The organism is Actinomadura sp. WMMA1423 (assembly GCF_006547145.1).
Taxonomy (GTDB): domain Bacteria; phylum Actinomycetota; class Actinomycetes; order Streptosporangiales; family Streptosporangiaceae; genus Spirillospora.
The window spans coordinates 4,386,541-4,407,522 of the sequence record NZ_CP041244.1 but is presented as its reverse complement, the minus strand read 5'-3'; the positions used below and the strand labels follow the sequence as shown (position 1 = coordinate 4,407,522).

At 70.7% G+C, this 20,982-nt stretch carries 18 protein-coding genes and 1 tRNA gene; 7 read left to right on the top strand and 12 right to left on the bottom strand.

What is annotated here, in order from left to right; all coding sequences use genetic code 11:
* The first annotated feature begins 332 nt into the window (after positions 1-332).
* The gene (locus FKD65_RS20310; RefSeq protein WP_205718736.1) at positions 333-1,721 is read left to right on the top strand and encodes a serine hydrolase; all 1,389 of its coding nucleotides are present in this window, start codon (positions 333-335) and stop codon (positions 1,719-1,721) included.
* A 62-nt stretch (positions 1,722-1,783) separates the two neighbouring features.
* Here FKD65_RS20310 and FKD65_RS20305 read toward each other — a convergent pair whose 3' ends face one another.
* From FKD65_RS20305 to FKD65_RS20285, 5 genes are all read right to left on the bottom strand, one after another.
* Entirely contained in the window at positions 1,784-2,428 is a 645-nt protein-coding gene (locus FKD65_RS20305; protein WP_141578988.1) for a hypothetical protein, read from the bottom strand.
* A 273-nt stretch (positions 2,429-2,701) separates the two neighbouring features.
* Entirely contained in the window at positions 2,702-3,103 is a 402-nt protein-coding gene (locus tag FKD65_RS20300) for a hypothetical protein (protein ID WP_141578987.1), read from the bottom strand.
* Complete coding sequence (locus FKD65_RS45000) at positions 3,088-4,437, bottom strand: hypothetical protein (RefSeq protein WP_205718735.1); 1,350 nt, start codon at positions 4,435-4,437, stop codon at positions 3,088-3,090. Before FKD65_RS45000 ends, FKD65_RS20300 begins: the two co-directional genes overlap by 16 nt.
* A gap of 655 nt (positions 4,438-5,092) precedes the next feature.
* Positions 5,093-5,168 (bottom strand) — tRNA-Glu (locus FKD65_RS20290).
* Between the two features lie 73 nt (positions 5,169-5,241).
* Positions 5,242-6,912: a metallophosphoesterase gene (locus tag FKD65_RS20285; RefSeq protein WP_240810257.1), complete on the bottom strand. Its 1,671-nt coding sequence runs from the start codon at positions 6,910-6,912 to the stop codon at positions 5,242-5,244.
* 23 nt (positions 6,913-6,935) lie between these two features.
* Here FKD65_RS20285 and FKD65_RS20280 point away from each other — a divergent pair, with 23 nt between their 5' ends.
* Together FKD65_RS20280 and FKD65_RS20275 are read left to right on the top strand one after the other, a co-directional pair.
* A complete protein-coding gene (locus FKD65_RS20280) occupies positions 6,936-7,286 on the top strand; it encodes a metallopeptidase family protein (RefSeq protein ID WP_205718734.1) in 351 nt (116 codons plus the stop codon).
* A 95-nt stretch (positions 7,287-7,381) separates the two neighbouring features.
* Complete coding sequence (locus FKD65_RS20275; protein ID WP_141578985.1) at positions 7,382-8,710, top strand: MFS transporter; 1,329 nt, start codon at positions 7,382-7,384, stop codon at positions 8,708-8,710.
* Here the strand turns inward: FKD65_RS20275 and FKD65_RS20270 are convergent.
* The gene (locus tag FKD65_RS20270) at positions 8,707-9,039 is read right to left on the bottom strand and encodes a PspC domain-containing protein (protein WP_141578984.1); all 333 of its coding nucleotides are present in this window, start codon (positions 9,037-9,039) and stop codon (positions 8,707-8,709) included. The genes FKD65_RS20275 and FKD65_RS20270 overlap by 4 nt on opposite strands.
* 138 nt (positions 9,040-9,177) lie before the next feature.
* On the opposite strand from FKD65_RS20270, the gene FKD65_RS20265 reads away from it, so the two are divergent.
* Positions 9,178-10,329, top strand: coding sequence for an acyl-CoA dehydrogenase family protein (locus FKD65_RS20265; protein WP_141578983.1), 1,152 nt, complete (start codon positions 9,178-9,180; stop codon positions 10,327-10,329).
* A 97-nt stretch (positions 10,330-10,426) separates the two neighbouring features.
* Complete coding sequence (locus FKD65_RS20260) at positions 10,427-11,449, top strand: aspartate-semialdehyde dehydrogenase (RefSeq protein ID WP_141578982.1); 1,023 nt, start codon at positions 10,427-10,429, stop codon at positions 11,447-11,449.
* Here the strand turns inward: FKD65_RS20260 and FKD65_RS20255 are convergent.
* The 4 genes from FKD65_RS20255 to FKD65_RS20240 all read right to left on the bottom strand — a co-directional run bounded on the left by FKD65_RS20255 (position 11,446) and on the right by FKD65_RS20240 (position 15,953).
* Positions 11,446-11,658 (bottom strand): DUF2277 domain-containing protein, encoded by a 213-nt coding sequence (locus FKD65_RS20255; protein ID WP_141578981.1) that lies wholly within the window; start codon positions 11,656-11,658, stop codon positions 11,446-11,448. The genes FKD65_RS20260 and FKD65_RS20255 overlap by 4 nt on opposite strands.
* 331 nt (positions 11,659-11,989) lie before the next feature.
* Positions 11,990-12,955, bottom strand: coding sequence for a M28 family metallopeptidase (locus tag FKD65_RS20250; RefSeq protein WP_205718733.1), 966 nt, complete (start codon positions 12,953-12,955; stop codon positions 11,990-11,992).
* An 86-nt stretch (positions 12,956-13,041) separates the two neighbouring features.
* Positions 13,042-14,604 carry a M4 family metallopeptidase gene (locus FKD65_RS20245; protein ID WP_240810256.1) on the bottom strand — a complete coding sequence of 521 codons (1,563 nt, stop codon included), beginning with the start codon at positions 14,602-14,604 and terminating at the stop codon, positions 13,042-13,044.
* A gap of 320 nt (positions 14,605-14,924) precedes the next feature.
* A complete protein-coding gene (locus FKD65_RS20240) occupies positions 14,925-15,953 on the bottom strand; it encodes an esterase family protein (RefSeq protein WP_141578980.1) in 1,029 nt (342 codons plus the stop codon).
* Positions 15,954-16,098: 145 nt separating this feature from the next.
* On the opposite strand from FKD65_RS20240, the gene FKD65_RS20235 reads away from it, so the two are divergent.
* Together FKD65_RS20235 and FKD65_RS20230 are read left to right on the top strand one after the other, a co-directional pair.
* Complete coding sequence (locus FKD65_RS20235; protein ID WP_141578979.1) at positions 16,099-16,830, top strand: isocitrate lyase/phosphoenolpyruvate mutase family protein; 732 nt, start codon at positions 16,099-16,101, stop codon at positions 16,828-16,830.
* A gap of 143 nt (positions 16,831-16,973) precedes the next feature.
* The gene (locus FKD65_RS20230; protein ID WP_141578978.1) at positions 16,974-17,798 is read left to right on the top strand and encodes an oxygenase MpaB family protein; all 825 of its coding nucleotides are present in this window, start codon (positions 16,974-16,976) and stop codon (positions 17,796-17,798) included.
* Positions 17,799-17,813: 15 nt separating this feature from the next.
* On the opposite strand, the gene FKD65_RS20225 is transcribed toward FKD65_RS20230, so the two are convergent.
* Together FKD65_RS20225 and FKD65_RS20220 are read right to left on the bottom strand one after the other, a co-directional pair.
* On the bottom strand, positions 17,814-19,553 hold the full coding sequence (locus FKD65_RS20225; protein ID WP_141578977.1) for a BCCT family transporter: 1,740 nt from the start codon (positions 19,551-19,553) through the stop codon (positions 17,814-17,816).
* Positions 19,554-19,681: 128 nt separating this feature from the next.
* Entirely contained in the window at positions 19,682-20,863 is a 1,182-nt protein-coding gene (locus FKD65_RS20220; protein ID WP_141578976.1) for a cytochrome P450, read from the bottom strand.
* Positions 20,864-20,982 lie beyond the last annotated feature (119 nt).

The following is a 20,982-nucleotide window of genomic DNA, read 5'->3' as shown; positions in this document are numbered from 1 at the left end:
CTGTCATGAAGGCCAGGATGGCGAGCGCGGCACACAGGAGGGCGGCCCTGACGAGGGCCGTTCGGTAGCGCCGGACCGGTAGGCCGTCGCCGGTGGGCGGGTGGAGGAGCGCGGTGCGGGGCGGCCGGTGAGTGATGGGCGGTCCGGCGTCGGCGGCTGTGGTGGCGGTGGGGTTCGGAACGGCGTTGAAGAAGTTGATTCGGACAACTGGTAGACACGTGTGTCTGTTTGGTCGCATGCCGCACCCCTCGGGCGACCGAGGCCGGCCCATTTCGATGGACCGGGTGTGGTTCCTGCCGGTTTTATGCTCGTCCCGGAGTCGAGTGAGGGGGATGGACGTGTCGAAGCTGGAGGCGATCGGCGCGTGGCTGCGGCACCGGTTGCCGGACCTGCTCGCGGAGAACCGGGTGCCCGGGGCCGCGGTGGCGGTCTGCGCCGGCGACGAGACGGTCGAGGCCGCGGCCGGGGTGTTGAACACGGTCACGGGCGTCGAGGCCACGGTCGACTCCCTCTTCCAGATCGGCTCGATCACGAAGGTGTGGACCTCGACGCTGGCCATGCAGCTGGTCGACGAGGGAGAGCTGGACCTCGAAGCGCCGGTGCGGACCTGTCTCCCCGACTTCCGGATCGCCGACGAGCGGGCGGCGGAACGGATCACCGTGCGGCAGTTGATGTGCCACGTCGCGGGATTCGAGGGGGACGTCTTCACCGACACGGGCAAGGGTGACGACTGCCTCGAGAAGTACCTGGGCGTCCTGCACCAGGTGCCGCAGCTGTTCGAACCCGGTGAGATGTTCTCCTACAACAACGCCGCCTTCTGCGTGCTGGGCCGGATCATCGAGGCCGTACGGGGGAAACCGTTCGACGCCTGCATGAGGACGCACCTGTTCACGCCGCTGGGCCTGACCCACGCCGCGAACGATCCGTACGAGGCGATCCTTCACCGCGCGGCGGTGGGACATGTCGAGCAGGGCGGGCGGCTCCGGCCGGTCCCGGTCTGGGCGCTGGCGCGCTCGAACGCGCCGGCCGGGTCGATGCTGGCGATGCGCCCTCGCGACCTGCTGGTCTTCGCTCGCATGCACCTCACCGGCGGACTCGGCCCGGACGGCGGCCCCGTGCTGAGCCCGGAGAGCGTCAGGGCGATGCAGCAGGCGCAGATCACGCTGCCCGACATCAACTGGGGCACCGCCTGGGGCCTGGGGTGGGAGCTCTTCGACCTCCCGGGCGGGACCGTCCTCAGCCACGACGGCAACACCATCGGCCAGTCGGCGTTCCTGCGTGCGGTGCCGGGGCGGGACGTGGCGCTGGCGATCGTCACCAACGGCGGCCTGCCGCGGCGGGTGTACGCCGAGATCGCGGGCCGTGTGCTCCCCGGGCTCGGCGGTGTCGAACCGCCCGCGGAGCCGACGCCCGATCCGGCCGCGCCTCCGCTGGACGCGTCCCGCTACGTCGGCACCTACAGGTCGAGCACGGGCGAGACCACGGTCAGCCGCGACGAGGAGGGGCGCCTGTGGCTGGAGCGCCTTCCCGCCGGAGTCACCGCCGAACTGGGCGACGCGCCCTACCGGACGGAGCTGGTCGCCTGGCGCGGCGATTCGCTGCTCCCGCTCGAACCCGAACGCGGCGCCCGCAGGCCGCTGGCGTTCCTCGGCGACGACGGCCAGGGGCGTGCAGCATACCTGCACACCGGCCGAGCGGACGTACGCGTCTCGCCACCATGACGGGCTGACCGGCCGAACGGAGCGAGGCCTGCGAGCGGGCGCACGCAGCCTCTGCTCCGCCGTCAGTCCTGGGTGGGGAAGTCGGCGAAGGCTCGCAGGCCCAGGCGCTTGGCCGCCGTGCCGGCGAGCCACACGTGGTAGTCGTCTTCGGTGTTCCGATGTGCTCGTGCGGCGGTGCACCAGTCGTCGCCGTCGAGGACGGCGAGGTACCGGTCGAGGATGCGGTCCCGAGCCTCGTCGGGAAACCCCAGGTCCTTCGCCGAGCTTCGTGCCAGGGGATCGGCGAGGTGGACCGTGGTGAGGTATCGCTGGATCGTGGGGGTCTGACGCTGGAGGTGGCCGGCGTGGGCCGCGAGGACGGCCCGGGCGGGCGGGTAGTGTCCGAGCGTCATGCCCATGCCCCGGCAGTCCGCCATGATCGCCAGAAGCAGTCCGGTGTGGTCGACCAGCCACCGTCCCGTCCGCCGCACGCGTGCTCGGTCGGCGCGCAGCGCGGCGGCGGCGATGTGCTCGTTGTGATGGATGGGGACGTCGACCTCGTGGAAGGCCCAGAGCAGGTCGCCGGGCGGTGCGGTGGGATCCGCGAAGTGGGAGTCGAGGACGGCGGCGGCAGCGACCCCGCCTTGCCGCGGATCCGCCGGGCGTTGCGGCCGTGAGCGCCGGTAGTGACGTTCGTGATCGGGATAGGGGGCGCCGTGGCGCGGCAACGGCGAATCCGGATCCTGCTGATATGCAGGTGGAGCGTGGCCGAAGAGGCTGGCCCGGGTTCCGAGCGGCTCTGGCTCGGGCGGCGTGCTCACCGGCGGACGGGAGACTCGTTCCCTTCGCTCATGGCTGGAGGACCCCAGCTGCGACCCGAGCGGGCAATCGCATTATGGACTGGTTGTGGTCCCCGGACGCCGTCCGCCATCGCCCTGGGGGCCCGGTGCGTGCGCGGGTGCGGCTCGTCGCTTCGTCCAACGACCAGGCGACGCGGTTGCTCAGTGAATGACGCCGACGGCTTCCTGTGCCGCCTTCACAACGGCACTCCATTCGGGGCGAGAGATCACTTGAGCATCCTCGAGTTTGGTGGGCAAGGAGTCCAGGAGAGGGTCTAGGACGGCAGTCAGATTTTCGATCGCCGCGGCCTCTGCCTCATTCTCGAGTGTGACACCGATCTGAGCTCGCGGGTCCTCTGCAACCGAGGTGTCGTCGTACAGGACGTTGACATTGTGGGTCAGGTCATCATAGAAGCCCGGCTTGGGATAGGTGCGCTCCACCCAGACGCGGCGCTGATACTCCGGATCCGAAAGCGCCTGCAGGGCCTCGATGACAGTACGACGCATGTCAGGAAACTGTACGACCACGTGATTGAGCCTAGCATCCATCATGGAGATCTCCAACTATCCCATTTCAGCCAATCCGACAAGGGAATATGGGCCTGGTCCCAGTTCTCCTTGATGGACCCTTCCAATGGCTGTCCGTTTCGGCCGATCACTTTTCCGTCGACGCGAACAACGACATGATCGACCCGTTGGGCGGGCTGGGGATTGCTCGGATCCCCCTCATCTATCCTGATTCCATTACCGCGGTTTTCGGGGTCGGCCCAGCGGCGGCCGACGCCCTTCTTGTTCGGACTGCCGTCCCCCCACTTGTCGGGAACCTTATCGAGTGCCTCCGCAGGCGGCTTCCCGTCGACCCATGCCTCGCCTCCCGGCTCGGGGCGCGAGGCATCGCGGTCGCTGGATTCGGTGGCGGTCTCGCCGTTCTCGTTCGCAACCTCCGCTTCCTCCTGAGTGCCCTGCTGCTCGACAGGCGAGGCCCCGGTCTTCTTGTCTTCCTCGCCGGGTTGCTCGGTGTCGTTCTGCTGCGGAGTTGCCTGCTCGATCTCACCAGGCGTGCCAGAGGTCTCTTGGAAGACGGCCCGGTTGCGTTCCGCGGCCTCCAGTTGTTCCGCTCGGGCCAAGGCCAAGCTCTGCAGGCGGGAGTGGGGTTGGGCGGTTGGCGGGGAGGCGTCGGCCGGGAGGGTGCGCTGAATCGGTTCTGGGGCGTCGGTGGTCTCGACGCGGGGGCCGGGCCGTTGCTCAGACGACCGAGGTGAGGGCGGGGCGATGTCCTCGGCGTCGTCACCGTCGGGCTTGTCGCCGGTGCTGTCGGCCTCGGCGGGGTCGACGTTGTCCTGAGGGGGCGGATCCTCGTCGCGGCCGTCCTGCCCTCCCATCTCCTCGGTCTCGGGTTGGCCGAACCCGGAGCCACGGTCGCCGCCCTCCCGCTCGCCCTCGTCCTCCCGCTCGCCCTCGTCTTGGCGCGGGTCCTCTGGCTCGGCCTGGCCGGACTTCTCTGCCCCTGCGTCGCCGCTGCCGCTCTGAGCGGCCGGGTCGGTCTTGTCGCGGTCGTGCTCTTCGGGCGGCTGGGAGCCGCCTTCGGGGACGCCGGTCTCCGGCTTCTCCTTGGTCTTGGTGTCGGCTTCAGTTGACGAATCGACAGGGGGCTTGGGCTTCTCGCTGGAGGGGTCGGCGAAGGAGGACTCGACGGATTGGCCCTGACGATCGTCGCGTTGTCCATTGCCGGCGTCCGGCCGCTCAGGGAACTTCCAGCCTGCTGCTCTGAGGCTGTCCACGCGAGGCGTTTTGCCGTCCGCTCCGGGAGTGGTGGACGGAGTCTTTCCGCCGTTTTCTGGTGGTGTGGGCTCGGTGGTCTCGGGGTCCTGCACATCGGGGGGCTTGTCCACACCCACGCTCGCAGCCCTTCCGCTGGGGGGAGGGTGAACCGGCCGCCGGACGACTCACCGGGCGCGTCGGTGACGTGGGGGCCGACACCGGATCACGCCGCCCCTATGTAAGCGTGTACGTGCGAACTTTGCACGTGCACGATGCCGAGAGCGCAACACTCGCATGCGTTTTCACGGCGTCTCACTGTCTCCGGCCTTCAAGGTTGTTCATATTCGCAACTGCGCCAGGACGAGCAATGGTTTGGAGGGTTCTGCTCAAGTAATTCGGCCATGATGACTGTCATCGATCCGGGCGAGCAGGAACGTCTGGAGCACCTGGCGGGGGTCGAGAGACAGATCGCGGAGCTGAAGCGCCGCAAGGAACGCGCGTCCTCGACTCGTTGGAGGCCGCCGACGATCCCACCCCCCGCCTTCGTCAACTCCATCAACGAACGCACCACACGCATCGGGCGGATCTGGAGGCCAAGCCGAACTCGGCCTCCTGCCTGAGGCGGCCCTGCGGCGCCTGCTGGACGCCTTCGCCGTCCAGATGCGTTAGAGCGACCGGGTCGACGTCCAGGCAACGATCACGCTGGAAACGGTGGACGCGCAACTACGGGCGGCCAAGGCGGCGATCACGGGGGGTGACGGCGGGCCGGATGGGGATCGTGCAGCCATGCGGTGGTACCCCCTACCGGATTCGAACCGGCGCTACCGCCTTGAAAGGGCGGCGTCCTAGGCCGCTAGACGAAGGGGGCCCGTGTGGTGGCGGAGATGGTCGCCACTCGACTCGCCAAGTCTAGAGGACGTGGCGGGGCGGCGTGCAAACGGTTACCCCGGAGAGGGGGTGCCGGAGGTCGAGGGGGTCCGGGTGGGCGTGCGGGACGGGGAGGTGGTGGGCGACGGGGTGCGCGACGGCCAGTCGGACGGGAACTCCGAGGGGAACGGCGACGTCGGGGACGCGGGCGGGGACGTGGCCGGGGGCCGGGGCTGGACGGTGCGGTCCGGGGCGGGTTCGAGGTGGCGCTCGATCTGGGCGGAGGTGAGGCCCAGGCCGCCGAGCCGGAGGTCGTCCCAGCCCTGGAGGCGGTGGCTGGTGCGGGAGAAGTAGAGGACCGACAGCTCGATGGGGGTCGGCTCCTCGTGTTCGAGGCCGCGCAGGCCCGCTCCGCCGGTGGAGCCCTGGACGAAGAGGCGGGAGCCGGTGGGGAGGAGCTTGGTCGAGCGGGCGTGGGTGTGGCCCGCGAGGATCATGGGGGCGACGCCGGAGAAGCCCTCGCCCTCGGTGGGGTCGTGGGTGACGACGAGGTCGGGGAGTTTGCCCGCCTTGCGGAGTCCGTCGGCGTGGCGCAGGCCCTCGGCGCGGAGCTGGTCGGCGCCGACGTAGTCGTCGCGCGTGCTCTTGTCGGGGGTGAACCGGGGGTCGCCGAGGCCGTAGATGCGCAGGCCGGCCACCTCGCGGAGGTCGTCGTCCAGGACGATCGCGTTCTTCTCCCGCCCGACGGCCTTCTGGGTCGCCTTGGAGTCGTGGTTGCCGCGGACGTAGACGTAGGGGACCTTCAGGCCGGAGATCTCGTTCGCGAACTTGTCCTCGGGCTTGCTGCCGTGGTCCATCAGGTCGCCGCTGTCGATGATGACGTCGACCTTGAACTGGGTGCTGACGGACTTGATCACGTTCCAGGCGGCGGGGTTGAGGTGGATGTCGGAGACGTGCAGGACGCGGATGGTCGAGGGGTCGGGCTCGTAGGTGGGGAGGGTGGAGGTGGTGGCGTACAGCTCGGAGATGTTGCCGACGAGGCGGGCGAGCTGGGCGCGGTAGGCGGAGAAGCGCTCGACGATGCTGCGCGCGTCGCCGACGACCTGGGGGGCGTTGGCGAGCAGGCCCGTGTAGCGGGGCTCGGCGATCGACTGGGGGTTGAACGTCGCCCAGGTGACGAGGGTGAGGGCGACGAGGCCCGCGGCGGCGGAGCCGAGGCCGAGCAGGGCGCGGCGCCAGGAGCGGAAGAGGAGCAGGGACGCGACGAAGCTCGCGGCCAGGCCGATCAGGGCGGCGCGCAGGAGGAGCTCGACGATGCCGTGCCGGAGCTGGCCGGTGATGTGGTCGGTGAGGCGGTCGAGTTCGGTGTCGTCCTCGATCAGCTTCTTGGCCTGGTCGGGGCGCAGGTCGGTGAGGCGGGCCTCGAGGGAGACCGGGCCCCCGTGGGTGTCGAGCTGGAGGGAGCCGAGCGGGGGGAGCTTCAGGGTCGTCCCGCCGTGCAGGGACGGGTGCAGGGAGAGCTGGACGTCCGCGGGGCCCACGGGGGTGACGTAGCGGCCGCCGGCGAGGAGGCCGATGTAGCCTCCGGCCAGCCCGACGAGGACGACGAGGGAGAACCGGGTCCAGCGGCTGGTGAGGACGGGCCGGGTGCGGCGGGTGACGGGCGAGCAGGCGTCGCGGGCGCGTGCGGCGCTGGCGCGCACGGTGGCGGAAGCCTGGGTCAACGCGGCGCGGACCTTGGGCACGTGTTCCCCTTCTGTCGAGCAGAATGACCGGTGTGATGGAGTTGTCGCGCGATGCGTTCGAGGACCTCGTGGGGGAGGCCCTCGACACCATCCCGCCCGAACTGACCGCCCACATGCGCAACGTCGTCATCGTCGTCGAGGACGACGCGCCCGAGCGCGGCCTGCTCGGCCTCTACCAAGGCGTACCGCTCACCGAACGGGGTGACTGGTACGGCGCCGTCCTGCCCGATCACATTTCGATCTACCGCAACGAGATCCTCCGTATATGCGACACCGAGGACGACGTGGTGGAAGAAGTCCGGATAACAGTCGTACACGAGATCGCGCACCACTTCGGCATCGACGACGAGCGGCTTCACCAACTCGGATATTGAACCGAGAAATGTGTACTGTAGGTCACGCAACTGCCACGCAGCGTGAGTTAATAGGGGAGGGCGCCCGGCACCGGGCGGGCTGAACTGGAGCGTGCGTGGCGGGAAGGCAGACCGGCCGGCATCGTCGTCCGCCGGATGAGCAGGCGACCTACCGCGAGGTGTTCGCGGTGGGCGAGTTCCGTGCTCTCTGGCTCGCGCAGGCCCTGTCGTTCGTCGGCGACCAGCTCGCGCAGGTCGCGCTCGCCGTCCTCGTGTACGACCACACCAAGTCGACGCTGCTCACGGCGCTGATGTACGCGCTGACCTATATCCCGCCGATCCTGGGCGGGCCCGTGCTGTCCGGGCTGGCCGACCTGTTCCCGCGCCGCACCGTCATGGTCGTCTGCGACGTCCTGCGGGCGGGGCTGGTCGCGGCGATGGCGCTCGTGCCGATGCCGGTCGCGGGCCTGTCGGCACTGGTGTTCCTCACGGTGCTGCTGGGGACGCCCTTCTCCGCCGCTCGCGCCGCCGTCATGCCGGACGTACTGGAAGGCGACCGATATGTGGCGGGCTCGGCGATCGCGAACGTCACCCAGCAGATCACGCAGGTGCTGGGCTTCGTGGTGGGCGGCGCCGCCGTCGCCGTCGTCGGGACCTACGAGGCGCTCGGGCTCGACGCGCTGACGTTCGGCGCGTCCGCCGTCATCCTGATCGGCGGGTTGCGGCGGCGGCCCGCGTCGCGCCGCAGGGAGCGCCAGGTGGCCGGGCTGTGGCGCGGCACGCGCGACGGCGTGCGGCTGGTGTTCGGCGACCCGGTGCTGCGGTCGCTGGTGCTGTTCGCGTGGCTGTGCGCGTTCTACGTGATCCCCGAGGGCCTGGCGGTCCCGTACGCGGCGACCTTCGGGGGCGGCGCGGTGACGGTCGGGCTCCTGCTGGCGGCGATGCCCGCGGGGATGGTGGTGGGTTCGCTGCTGTTCAGCCGGTTCGTCCGTCCTGCGAGCCGGCTGCACGTCATGGGCTGGATGTCGATGCTCGCGTGCCTGCCGCTGATCGGCGCGGGCGCGCATCCGCCGCTGTGGTGCGTCGTCTTGCTGTGGGCGCTGTCGGGCGTCGGCGGCGCCTACCAGCTCGCGGCCAACACCGCGTTCGTGGGCGCGGTGCCGGCGGCGGGGCGCGGGCAGGCGTTCGGCCTCGCCCAGTCCGGCATCCTCGCCGGGCAGGGCGTCGGCATCCTCGTCGGCGGCGCCGCGGCCCAGGTGCTCGGGCCGGAGACCGTGGTCGCGCTCGCCGGCGTCCTCGGCCTGTCGGCCGCCGCGATACTGACGCTGGGCTGGAACCAGGTCCGCGGCGGCGTCATCGCCGGGGGGCGCGAGCGCGTCGAGGCCGTCGTCGTCACCCCGCCGTCCGGCGGCGGCGACGAACTGTCCGGTATCCCCGCTTCCTAGGCGTGGGTGCGGTTCTTGTTGACCGCGTCCTTGCCCTTGCGCACCGCGTCCTGGACGGTCGGGGAGTCGCTCGCCTTCTTGAACAGGTCCTCGGCGACCGACTTCTGCGCCCCCTCCTCGGGGATCAGGAGCCACGCGATCGCGTACAGCGCGACGCCGGCCCCGCCGAAGATCGTGAACACGGCCAGGCCGAGCCGGAGGATGTTGGGGTCGATGCCGAGGTAGCGGCCGGCGCCGGAGCACACGCCGGCGATCATCCGTCCCTCGCTGGTGCGGCGGAGCTGCTTGCCCGTGGTGGGCTGGCTGGTGGTGGTCTTGTCCATGTCCATGCCTCGATCATGCCCAGCGGAAGGTAACTCTGACATCCGGATTCGCCCTGATTCGTCCCTGATTGGACCCCTGCCCGGTCAGGGTCGGGCCCCCGACGTACCCTCGTGGCGGACGGCCCCGGACGGAGGAGACCCCGCATGGACGTGCTGCGCGTAGACGACCGGCTCACCGACGAGGAGCGGATGGTCCGCGACACCGTGCGCGCGTTCGTCGCGGAGAAGGTGGCGCCGCACCTGGCGGCCTGGTTCGAGGACGGGACGTTCCCCGCCCGCGAGCTGGCGCCCGAGCTGGGCAAACTGGGGCTGCTCGGCATGCACCTGGAGGGCTACGGCTGCGCCGGTACGAGCGCCGTCGCCTACGGGGTCGCATGCCGGGAGCTGGAGGCGGCCGACTCGGGGCTGCGCAGCTTCGTCTCCGTCCAGGGCTCGCTGGCGATGGCGGCGATCCACAAGTACGGGTCGGAGGACCAGAAGAACGAGTGGCTGCCGAGGATGGCCGCCGGGGAGGCCATCGGCTGCTTCGGGCTGACCGAGCCCGACCGCGGCTCCGACCCCGGCGACATGCTCACCCGGGCCGTCCGGGACGGCGCCGACTGGGTGCTCGACGGCGCCAAGATGTGGATCACCAACGGGTCGATCGCCGACGTCGCCGTGGTGTGGGCGCGCACCGACGACGGCATCCGCGGCTTCCTCGTCCCGAAGGGCACCCCCGGGTTCACCGCGAGCGACATCCACCGGAAGCTGTCGCTGCGGGCCTCGGTGACCTCCGAGCTGGTGCTGGACGGCGTGCGGCTGCCGGAGTCGGCGATGCTGCCCGGCGTGAGGGGGCTGAAGGGCCCGCTCGGCTGCCTCTCGGAGGCCCGCTACGGGATCCTTTGGGGCGCCGTCGGGGCCGGGCGGTCCTGCTACGAGGCGGCCGTCGACTACGCCAAGACGCGCGAGCAGTTCGGCAAGCCGATCGGGTCGTTCCAGCTCACGCAGGAGAAGCTCGCCTGGATGGAGGTCGCCCTCGGCCAGGCGGGCCTCGTCGCCCTGCACGTCGGGCGGCTCAAGGACGAGGGGACCGTGACTCCGCAGCAGGTCTCGTTCGGCAAGCTCGCGAACGTCCGCGCCGCGCTGGACGTCGCCCGCGAGGCCCGGACCGTCCTCGGCGCCAACGGGATCACGCTCGAATATCCGGTCATCCGGCACATGAACAACCTGGAGAGCGTGCTGACCTACGAGGGCACCCAGGAGGTTCACCTGCTCACCCTGGGGAAGGCCGTCACCGGGCTGGACGCCTTCCGTTAAGCGTTGCTTGAACCCTCCGCGTAGGGTTATTCACTGGACGTCCCGCATTCGACCTGGGCAGACTCGCCCGGTCGAGCGATCTACACGAGGGAGCGGCATGAGAGTCGGCATCGTCGGGGCCACCGGACAGGTCGGGGCCAAGATGCTCGAGATCCTGGCCGAACGAGGATTCCCGGTCGACGAGCTGCGGCTCTTCGCCTCCGCGCGCTCCGCGGGCCGCAGGCTCCCGTGGAACGGCACCGAGATCACCGTCGAGGACGCGGCCGCCGCCGACTACTCCGGTCTCGACATCGTGCTGTTCTCGGCGGGCAAGACCACGTCCAAGGAACTGGCCCCGAAGGTCGCCGCCGCGGGCGCCGTCGTGATCGACAACTCGTCGGGCTGGCGGATGGACCCGGACGTCCCGCTCGTCGTCGCGGAGGTCAACCCGCACGCCGCGACGCGGCGCCCCAAGGGCATCATCGCCAACCCGAACTGCACCACGATGGCCGCGATGCCGGTGCTGCGCCCCCTGCACGCCGAGGCCGGGCTGACCGCCCTCGTCGTCTCCACCTACCAGGCCGTCTCCGGCAGCGGCCTCTCCGGCGTCGCCGAGCTGCACGACCAGGCGGCCAAGACCGTCCAGTCCGCCGACCGGCTGACCCACTCCGGGACGGCCGTGGAGTTCCCCGAGCCCTCCGTCTACGTGCGACCGATCGCCTTCAACGTCCTGCCCATGGCGGGCTCGATCGTCGACGACGGCCTCGCCGAGACCGACGAGGAGCAGAAGCTCCGCAACGAGAGCCGCAAGATCCTGGAGATCCCGGACCTGAAGGTGTCGGGCACCTGCGTGCGCGTCCCCGTCTTCACGGGCCACTCCCTGCAGGTCAACGCCCGCTTCGAGCGCCCGCTCGGCCCCGAGCGCGCGAGCGAGCTGCTCGCGGGCGCGCCCGGCGTGGTGCTCTCCGACGTCCCGACGCCGCTCGAGGCCGCGGGCCAGGACCCCACCTACGTGGGCCGCATCCGCCGCGACGAGACCGTGGAGAACGGCCTCGCCCTCTTCTGCTCGGGCGACAACCTGCGCAAGGGCGCGGCCCTCAACACCGTCCAGATCGCCGAACTGGTCGCCGCCGAGGGCTAACGGCGCCCCCGCACCTCGAGGGAGTCGAGAAGGGCGGCGGTGCTCCGTGCGATCTCCTCCACGGCCCGGTCGAACGCCTCCGCGTTGTGCGAGGCGGGCGCCCGGAACCCGGAGATCTTCCGCACATACTGGAGCGCCGCCGCCCGAACGTCCTCATCGGTGACGTCGTCAGAGTACGGCGGTCGAAGCGTTTTGATACTGCGGCACATGGCTCCAGTCTGCCCGGTGCCACCGACAGGCGTCGCGAGCCCGGCCCGCACGGAAAGAAAGGCGCCCCCTGGCACTGCGGCCAAGGGGCGCCGGCGGGGGGCGGGGTCCCCATCTTTCTCTGTGCACGGATGGGTCGAGTGTCCCGTGCGGTCTTCTGGTGAACAGCCCGGGTGGGGGGCCGGTCACGAGTGCATCGCGGCGGGCGGTGGGGTGTCAACGGATCCATCCGCCACTGGATTTTCAATCGTGTGAACGGGGCCCTGGAAAACTCTGAAAATGGGCCCCGACCTGCGGATACCTGGCTGGGTTGAACCGGGGTCGCCGGGTGTCTCAGGCGGCGCTGAGCGTCCAGACGGCGTTGGCGATGGCGTCGGCGTTGCGGTCGAGCGCGGTGTCGTTGATGTTGGACGTGGTGTCGCACGAGGAGTGGTAGCAGCGGTCGAAGGCGACGCCGGCCTGACCGCCCCAGAGCTGCGCCTGCTGGGTCGTCTTGCGTCCTTCGGCGCCGGTGAACAGGCCGCCGGAGGCGATCCCGTACCGGATGAACGGCCCGTAGTCGGAGCGGCCGTCGAACGCGGTGTCCTGGACGGGCACGTTGATCGACTGGAAGTAGGCGCGCAGGACCCGCTCGATCTCGGCGGACCCGGCGGGGCCGCCGCTGCCGCTGGAGCCATCGCCGTCGTAGGCGAAGTAGCCGGGGTTGGGGGAGCCGACCATGTCGAAGTTCAGATAGCTCTTGATCTTCGACCGCTCGGTGGAGGACAGGCCGTTGACGTAGTTGGTCGAGCCGACGAGGCCGCGCTCCTCGGCGCCCCACCAGCCGAACCGCAGGTGCCGCTTGGGCTGGTGGTTCGCGCGGGCGACGGCGAGGGCGACCTCGAGGTTCGCGGCGGAGCCGGAGCCGTTGTCGTTGATGCCGGGCCCGGCCGTCACGCTGTCGAGGTGGGCGCCGGTCATCAGGACGTTGCTCGTGTCGCCGCCGGGCCAGTCGGCGATGAGGTTGTAGCCGGTGGCGCCGCCGGAGGTGAACGTCCGGACGCTGGTCTGGTAGCCGGCGGCGTCCAGCCTGCCCTTCACGTAGTCGATCGAGGCGCGGAAGCCGGGGCGGCCGTGGGCGCGGTTCCCGCCGTTGGCACTGGCGATGCTCTGCAACTGGGACAGGTGGGCTTTGACGTTGGCGAGCGGGATGTCGGGCGCGGCCAGCGTGGCGGGCGCGGCCGAGGCGCCGGACGGGGCGAGCAGGGCCGATGCCGCCAGGGCCACCGCGCCCAAGGCCGCGATCATGCGCGATCTCATGCGTTCCTCCAGGTAGGGGTGCGGCCCGTGACCGGGGAGCGGGCCCGGTCACGGGCCGCGGGCGGGGGGCGGTCAGGTCTGGCGGGCTAGGCGCCGCAGGACGCCTCGCCGCTCTGCGCGGGAACGCTGATCGCGCTCCAGGCCGCCTTCACCGCGTTGCACTCGGTGGCGGAGCCGGGGAACAGCTCGACCGCCGCGGCGATCGTGGCCACGCGGGCGCGGGCGTGGCTCCAGCTCGTCACCTTGCGGTTCAGGCCGCCCATGAAGATCTGTCCGGCCTTCTGGATGCCGATGCCCGTGACGGTGGAACCGTTGCAGGTGGGGCTGGTCGGGTTGCCGTTGGTCGGCCTCGACCCCTCGGCCAGGAGGTAGAACCAGTGGTTCTGCGGGCCGGCCGCCGCGTGCACCTCGGTCCGCGGAATCGAGGACGAGTAGCAGTTCGGGTCGCCCAGCGCCGACGGGTTGTACATGTTGCGGATCGGGCCGCTGCCGACCAGGTCGACCTCCTCGCCGACCAGGTAGTCCGGCGGGTCGTACGTGGAGGGCTCGTTCATGTAGTGCTCGGTCAGCGCGCCGAAGATGTCGCCGGCCGACTCGTTCATCCCGCCCTTCTCGGTGCCGCTGCCGCCACTGGAGCCGCCGGGCGTGGTCTGGAAGATCGCGTGCCCGTTCTCGTGGCCCACGACGTCGACCGAGGTGGCCTGCCTGGTGTTCGACTGGTTGTGGCCGAAGTTGGTGTAGCTGCCGTTCCAGTAGGCGTTGACGTCGTTCAGGCCGACGCGGAGCGGGAAGCCGCCGCCGCTGCCGTTGATGCCGTTGCGGCCGAGCCAGGACCGCAGCATGTCCCACTCCTTCTGGACGGCGTACAGCGCGTCGACGCAGGCCGTCTCCAGGTTGGTGCCGCTGCCGTTGCCCCACGCGCTGTCGGTGCCGGTGTAGGTGGAGCCGTTCTGGCCTCCGCACCGGATGCCGGAGCGGAGCGGGTCGGTCATCGACGTGGCGGCGGTGCTCAGGTCGACGGTCCCGTGGTAGTAGCTCCGGTCGTCGGCCGCGTCCATGACCTCGTCGTAGGTCTTGACGACCTTGCCGGATTCGGCGTCGACGAACACGTGCAGTTTCGTCGGGGCGTTCTTCCGGGCGCCGCTGACGACCGTCTCGTAGACGAGCCGTCCCGTGCCCTCGGCCAGCACCGTCAGGCGGGGAGCGGAGGCGCTGTCGACCCTGGTCACGCGGGCGCGCGACGTGGCCGCGGCCTGCCCCGCGCCGACCGAGGCCTTCGTCGAGACGTTGAGCTCGCGGACCTGGTCGACCATGGTGCTCAGCACGCCGCCGCTCCCGTCGGTGGTGACGACGAAATCGCCGCCGTAGACGGGCAGGCCGTCGTAGGTGCGCTCGTAGGCCACGTACTGCAGGCCGCGCAGGCCCGAGGTGACCCCGCGCCGGACGATCCTGTCCTTGGGTGCCTTCTTGAACTCGGCGGGCTTCGCCGCGACCAGGCGGTCCGCCGAGGCGGCGGCGACGGTGCGGGGGTCCGGCCTTGCCGGGGCCGCGGGGGCGGTGCGGGGTGCCGCACCTGAGGCGGGCGAGGACATCGCCACGGCGAGGCCGACGGACAGGGCCGCCGCCCCGATCGCGGTCTGGTGTCTCACGGGGGTGCTCCTTCCACGTGCCGGGCGGGGTGGGGGTGGGGACGCGGAACTCCTTGTAGGAGCGTCGCGGCCCCCGCCCGCTCGGCGGGGGGTATGGATGGGGGACTCATCCGGATGAGCTGACCCGAAGTGCACCCTGGTTCGGGAAAGGAGTCAATAAATCCATTTGGTTCTGGATTTTCAATTATGTGGAACGGCTCTCTGAAACCAATGGAACGTCGTGGCAGGCAGGCGCGGACGGGCCGGGCCGACGGATCGGCCCGGCCCGTCCGGCAGGGAACCTCGGGAGCGGCGCGGGCGTTGAGGCGCCCGGCCCGCGATCAGGGGGCGATGCGGCGGCAGAGCCAGGAGAGCGCCAGCGGGTAGCGGTAGTCGATGCCGCCGTGGCCCGCGTCGAACAGCTCGAAATGGATCACGTCCTCCGCGACGCCCGCGTCGAGCAGCGCCCGGTGGAACGCCTGCGCGCCGATGTCGAGGTACCACTCGTCGCGCGTGCCGCCGTCGATCCAGATCGCCCGCTGGGACCGCATCGCCTCGGCGTGCTCCGGCACCATCCGGACCGGGTCGAAGGCGAGCCACCGCTCCCACACCTCCGGCCGCAGCACGCCGGTGACCGGGTCGAACGGCAGCTCGACCGTGCCGTCCTCGTTCGCCGAGTAGCACAGCGCCATGCCGAGGATGTTGAGCAGATCCATGTCCTCGGGCTTGGTGAAGGAGGTGCGGCTCTTGAAGTCGCCCCACCAGCGCATGATGTCGCCGTCGTACTTGCGCAGGTGGCGGACGCATTTCGGGAACTCGGTGAGGTAGCAGTACTCGAACAGGGCGTCTCCGGCGTGCGTCGCGAGCGCGCCGAACAGGTCGGGGCGGAGCATCGGCGTGATCATCGCGCCGTAGCCGCCGCTGGACTTGCCGCTGATCGCCCGGTGCTCGGGCGCGTCGAGCGTCCGGTAGCGGCCGTCCACCCACGGGACGACCTCGTCGCAGATGTAGGAGTGGTAGCGGCCCGTGCCCGGCGAGTCGACGAACTGGCTGCCGCCGTGCGCCGTCCAGGCGTCCACGAACACCACGATCGCGGGCGGCGCCTCGCCGGCGGCGAACACCGCGTCGGCCGTCTCGGGGAACGGCTGCCGGTAGGGCATCCGGTTGCGCCAGATCCCGACGTGCCCGGTGAACCCGGTGATCACGTAGACGCTGGGGTAGCGGCGGTCCGGTTCGTCGTCGTATCCGGGCGGTACGTACACCAGTACCGGCCGCTCGTGCGGGTCGTCCAGCGGGTTGCCGCGCAGCAGCTCGCTGCTGACGACGTGGTCTTCCAGGCGGCCGGCGAGATCGGCGGACCACGGCTGCATCGCGTACTCCCTCGTCGCAAGCGAATGATCACCAAGACGCTAACCCATGGCCGGGACGGCCAGGCGGCGGGAGGGGCCGCCGTCGGGGGATGTCACAATCCGGCGGGGCCCTCCGCTCCCAGTGGGAAAGAGAAGGAGACAGAAGATGACCGAGAACGCCGCGCGCCTCCGCGAACTGCACCGTCCCGGAGACCCGCTCCTGCTGCCCAACGTCTGGGACGCGGGGAGCGCGAAGATCGTCCAGGAGGCCGGGTTCCCGGCCCTCGCCACCGCCAGCGCCGCCGTGTCCGCCATGCTCGGCTACCCCGACCACGAGGGGGCGCCCGTGGAGGAGATGTTCGCCGCCGCGGGGCGCGTCATCCGCGCGGCGACCGTCCCCGTCACGGTGGACGCGGAGGCCGGGTACGGGCTCCAGCCGGGCGAGCTGGTCGAGCGGCTGCTCGCCGTCGGCGCCGCGGGCTGCAACCTGGAGGACACCTACGCCGGGGAGCTGGCGAAGCCGGAGACGCAGGCCGAGTACATCGCCGCCGTCCGGGCGGCGGCCGGCGACGCCCTGGTGATCAACGCCCGCGCCGACACGTTCGTCGCCAAGGCGCCGGACCCGGTCGAGGCCGCGATCGCCCGCGGGCGGCTGTACATCGAGGCGGGGGCCGACTGCGTCTACCCGATCACGGCGCCGCCGGACGCGATCCCATCCCTGGTCAAGGGGATTCCGGGGCCGGTCAACGCGAACAACTTCCCGGGGACGTCGCTCACGGAACTGGCGGAGATGGGCGTCGCGCGCGTCTCCTACGGGCCGATGCCCTACCTGCGCGCCCTGGACGCCCTGAAGGAGTTCGCGGGCCGCGTCCTGGCGAAGGAGGACCCCTACACCTGACCCGCACCGGCCGGGGGCGTGTGAGGGTGCTCTCATCGCGAGCGCCTTGCAAGTGTCCACTTACTGCTGGCACAGTGAGACGAAATTCGACTCGTTGTATCAGACGTGGGCGCAGGCGCGAGCCCGTACGGAGGTGGGCCGTCATGACCGCGACCGTTGAGGAGACGCCGCCGAAGGCCGTCGTGGACTCGATCAGTGGGATGGCCCTGGCGGCCGCCGCGGCCAACGTCGTCATGCAGCTCTCACGCCTGCCGATCGGGCACGGCGTCGCCGAGAGCACGGTCGACAGCGGGCGCGTCGACAAGCACCCGGTCAAGCGGGCCCGCACCACGCTCAGCTACATCGCGGTCGCCATGCTCGGGACCGAGGCCGAACGCGAGGCGATGCGCCGCGAGGTGAACCGCGCGCACCGGCAGGTCCGCGCGAAGGAGCCCGTCGCCTACAACGCGTTCGACCGCGACCTCCAGCTGTGGGTCGCCGCGTGCCTCTACGTCGGCGTCGAGATGATCTACACGATGCTGTACGGGGAGCCGACGGAGGAGCGGGCCGCCGAGCTGTACCGGTACGGCGCCCGGTTCGGGACCACCCTCCAGGTCACCCCGGACATGTGGCCGCCGGACCGGGCCGCCTTCGAGGACTACTGGCGCGCGGGCCTGGAGAAGATCGAGATGGACGACGTCACCCGCCGCTACCTGCGCGACCTCGCCGGCATGCGCTTCCTGCCCGCGCCCGTCCACCGGACGCTCGGCCCGTTCCACCGCTTCCTGACGCTCGGCTTCCTGCCCCAGCCGTTCCGCGACGAGCTCGGCCTCCCGTGGACGCCCCGCGACCAGGCGCGCTTCGACCGCTTCGTCCGCGTCCTCGCCCGGACCAACCGCGCCCTCCCGCGCCCGGCCCGGGAGTTCCCCTTCAACCTCTACCTCCGCGACGTCCGCCGCCGCATCAGGACCGGGCGCCCGATCGTGTGACCGCGCCCCGGGCGCTCAGCGGGGCGCCTGCTGGGCCGCGCGGTCGGCGTCCTTCGGGTTCTCCGCGGCGTCCTGCGTCTCGGCCGGCTTGATCTGGAGTTCGAAGTCGCCCTGGTGGTGGGTGGCGCCGGCGATGACGGCGTCCTCCAGCACCTCGGCGCCCTTGTGCTGGCGGCGCATCATCGGATCGGACCGGACGTCCTTCGCCAGCGCGACGCACAGCAGGATCAGCACGATCGCGAACGGCAGCGCGCCGATGAACGTGATGTTCTGGATGCCGCTGAGAGCCTCGTCCCCGCCGACCACCAGCATGATCGCGGCGACCCCGCCCGTCATCGCGCCCCAGAAGATCACCACCCAGCGGGACGGCGAGGTCGAGCCGCGCTGCGACAGCGTGCCCATGACGATCGACGCGGCGTCGGCGCCGGACACGAAGAAGATCGCGACCAGCACCATGACGACGACCCCGGTCACCGCCACCCACGGCAGGTGGCCGAGGACGTTGAAGGTGATCTGCTCCTCGGTGCCGTTGCCGAACGGGTTCAGGCCCTTGCGCTGCTGGTCGACGGCCGTCCCGCCGAAGATCGCGAACCAGATCACGCTGACCGCGCTCGGCACGAGGATCACGCCGCCGACGAACTGCCGGATGGTGCGGCCGCGGCTGATCCGGGCCAGGAACATGCCGACGAACGGCGCCCAGGAGATCCACCACGCCCAGTAGAAGATCGTCCAGTTGGACAGGAACGTCTTCATCGGCTCGCCGCCAGTCGCGCCGGACCGGGACGCCATCTCCCCGAAGTCCTGGAGGTAGACGCCGAGCGTGGTGGGCAGCAGCTCCAGGATGAAGACGGTCGGCCCCACCACGAACACGAACAGCGCGAGGAGGACGGCCAGCACCATGTTGATGTTGGAGAGCCACTGGATGCCGCGCGCGACGCCGGACACGGCCGACACCACGAAGCAGACCGTCAGCACCACGATGATCAGCACGAGGACGGTGGTCCCGAGAGACCCGATCCAGCCCGCCTCCTGCATCCCGGTGCGGATCTGGAGCGCGCCGATGCCGAGCGAGGCGGCGGAGCCGAACAGGGTCGCGAACAGCGCCAGGATGTCGATGAGCTTGCCCGCGGGACCCGCGGCGCGGCGGCGGCCGAGCAGCGGGGCGAACGCGGAGCTGATCAGCTGGCTGCGGCCCCGGCGGTAGTGGCTGTACCCGATCGCGAGGCCGAGCACGGCGTAGATCGACCACGGATGCAGCGTCCAGTGGAACATCGTGGTCGCCATGGCCGTCTCGATCGCGGCCTCGCTCTGCGCCGGGTCGGTGCCGGGCGGCGGCTTCACGAAATGCGTGAGCGGCTCGGCCAGGCCGAAGAACATCAGCCCGATGCCCATGCCCGCGCTGAACATCATCGCGACCCACGAGACGGTGCTGAACTCCGGCTCGTCCCCCTCCTGGCCGAGCGGGATGCGCCCGTACCGGCTGAACGCCAGCCACAGCGAGAAGATCACGAAACCGGTGGCGGCCAGGACGAACAGCCAGCCGAGGTTCGCCAGCAGCCACTCCAGCGCCGCGTCCGCGACCGAGCTGAGCCCGCCGGTGTCGGCCGCGCCCCAGATCACGAACGAGGCGGACAGCACCGCCGCGACGCCGTAGACGATCCAGTCGGTGCGCGGCCGCTCGTGATCGACGAGGCTCACGGCCTCGGTGCCGGGAAGCTCGTCGTGCCCGCCCGGCTCGGACTTGGTCCTCTCCATGGCCCGGTTCTATGCCCGAAAGTTCAGTATTCAGTTACGCAGGGGAGTGATTCGTTTGCAAAATCTTTGCGATCAAGGGACCGTGCCGTCCCCGGACGCCGGATCGCCTCCGGCCGGGGACGGCGCGCTCAGCGGCGGGCGGTGACGCGGGTGGGCAGGGACGCGAAGCCGCGGTCGTTGGACGAGCGGACCCGTTCGGCCGCCTCGATGTCGATCTCGTAGTCGGCGACGGCGGCCGCGATCTCGCCGAGCGCGATCCGGGTCTCCAGCCGGCCGAGGTTCGCGCCGAGGCAGTGGTGGCGGCCGTTGCCGAACGCGAGGGACCGGCCGGTGTCGCGGTCGAGGTCGAAGCGCTCGGGCTCGGGGAAGACGTCCGGGTCGCGGTTGGCCGCGCCGACGAGCAGCAGGACGCGGGCGTCCGCCGGGATCGTCACGCCGTGCAGCTCCACCTCCTCGGTGGTGGTCCGGGCGAGGGCCTGGGACGGCGGGTCCCAGCGCAGGGTCTCCTCGATCCAGTCGTCGACGCGCCCGCCGAACGCCGCGGCGCGCTGGTCGGGGTGGCGCCAGGCGGCGTGCCAGGCGTTGCCGAGCGTGAGCATCGTGGTCTCGATGCCGGCGCCGACGAGCAGGATCAGCACCCCGACGATCTCCTCCGGGGTGAGCCGGTCCTCGCCCTCGGCCGCGTCCAGCAGGCCCGACAGCAGGTCGTCGCGGCGCCGCTGGGCCCGCTCGACGGTCAGTTCGGTGTAGTAGGCGACGAGCGCGCCGATCGCCTGGAGCGCCTCCGGCGGCAGGTCGCCGCCCGCCTCGTCCCGGTACATGATCGCCATGCCGAGGTCGCGGACCTTGCCGCGGTCGGCCTCGGGGACGCCGACCAGCTCGGAGATCACGTCGGTGGGGAAGCGGGCCGCGAAGTCGGCCATCAGGTCGAAGGAGTCGCCCTCCAGGCACGGCGCCAGGCACTCGCGCGCGATCTCGCGGATGCGCGGCTCCAGCGCCTGGACGCGCTTCTGCGTGAAGGCCCGCGACACGAGCCCGCGCATCCGGGTGTGCTTCGGCGGGTCCATCGCGACGAAGGAGAAGAACTTCTCCGCGTCCGGGCCCCAGAACGCCGGCTCGATCCGCAGGCCGTTCCGGCTGGAGAAGCGGTCCGAGTCCTTCAGGGCCGCCAGGACGTCGGCGTGCCGGGAAAGGGCCCAGAAGTCGTCACCGTCGTTGCGGTGCACCGGTGACTTCTCGCGCAGTTCCGAGTACACCGGGTAAGGGTCGTCCTGAATCGCGAAGTCGAAGGGGCTGTAGAAGAGATCCACGGTGGCAACCATTCCACAAAGGCAGTCGTTTCGGTCCCCCATAGATGTGAGATTCTGTTCTTCGCCCTGTCCGACCAGGGCTGTTGATCTTGAGCCGCGGAGCATCGGGGGCGCGGCGA

What these genes read in the sequence shown, in the direction of transcription:
- FKD65_RS20310 (WP_205718736.1), top strand. Translation starts at nt 333, where the DNA reads ATGGACGTGTCGAAGCTGGAGGCGATCGGCGCGTGGCTGCGGCACCGG.
- FKD65_RS20280 (WP_205718734.1), top strand. Translation starts at nt 6,936, where the DNA reads ATGACCGGTGTGATGGAGTTGTCGCGCGATGCGTTCGAGGACCTCGTG.
- FKD65_RS20270 (WP_141578984.1), bottom strand. Translation starts at nt 9,039, where the DNA reads ATGGACATGGACAAGACCACCACCAGCCAGCCCACCACGGGCAAGCAG.
- FKD65_RS20265 (WP_141578983.1), top strand. Translation starts at nt 9,178, where the DNA reads ATGGACGTGCTGCGCGTAGACGACCGGCTCACCGACGAGGAGCGGATG.
- FKD65_RS20260 (WP_141578982.1), top strand. Translation starts at nt 10,427, where the DNA reads ATGAGAGTCGGCATCGTCGGGGCCACCGGACAGGTCGGGGCCAAGATG.
- FKD65_RS20255 (WP_141578981.1), bottom strand. Translation starts at nt 11,658, where the DNA reads ATGTGCCGCAGTATCAAAACGCTTCGACCGCCGTACTCTGACGACGTC.
- FKD65_RS20250 (WP_205718733.1), bottom strand. Translation starts at nt 12,955, where the DNA reads ATGAGATCGCGCATGATCGCGGCCTTGGGCGCGGTGGCCCTGGCGGCA.
- FKD65_RS20240 (WP_141578980.1), bottom strand. Translation starts at nt 15,953, where the DNA reads ATGCAGCCGTGGTCCGCCGATCTCGCCGGCCGCCTGGAAGACCACGTC.
- FKD65_RS20235 (WP_141578979.1), top strand. Translation starts at nt 16,099, where the DNA reads ATGACCGAGAACGCCGCGCGCCTCCGCGAACTGCACCGTCCCGGAGAC.
- FKD65_RS20230 (WP_141578978.1), top strand. Translation starts at nt 16,974, where the DNA reads ATGACCGCGACCGTTGAGGAGACGCCGCCGAAGGCCGTCGTGGACTCG.
- FKD65_RS20225 (WP_141578977.1), bottom strand. Translation starts at nt 19,553, where the DNA reads ATGGAGAGGACCAAGTCCGAGCCGGGCGGGCACGACGAGCTTCCCGGC.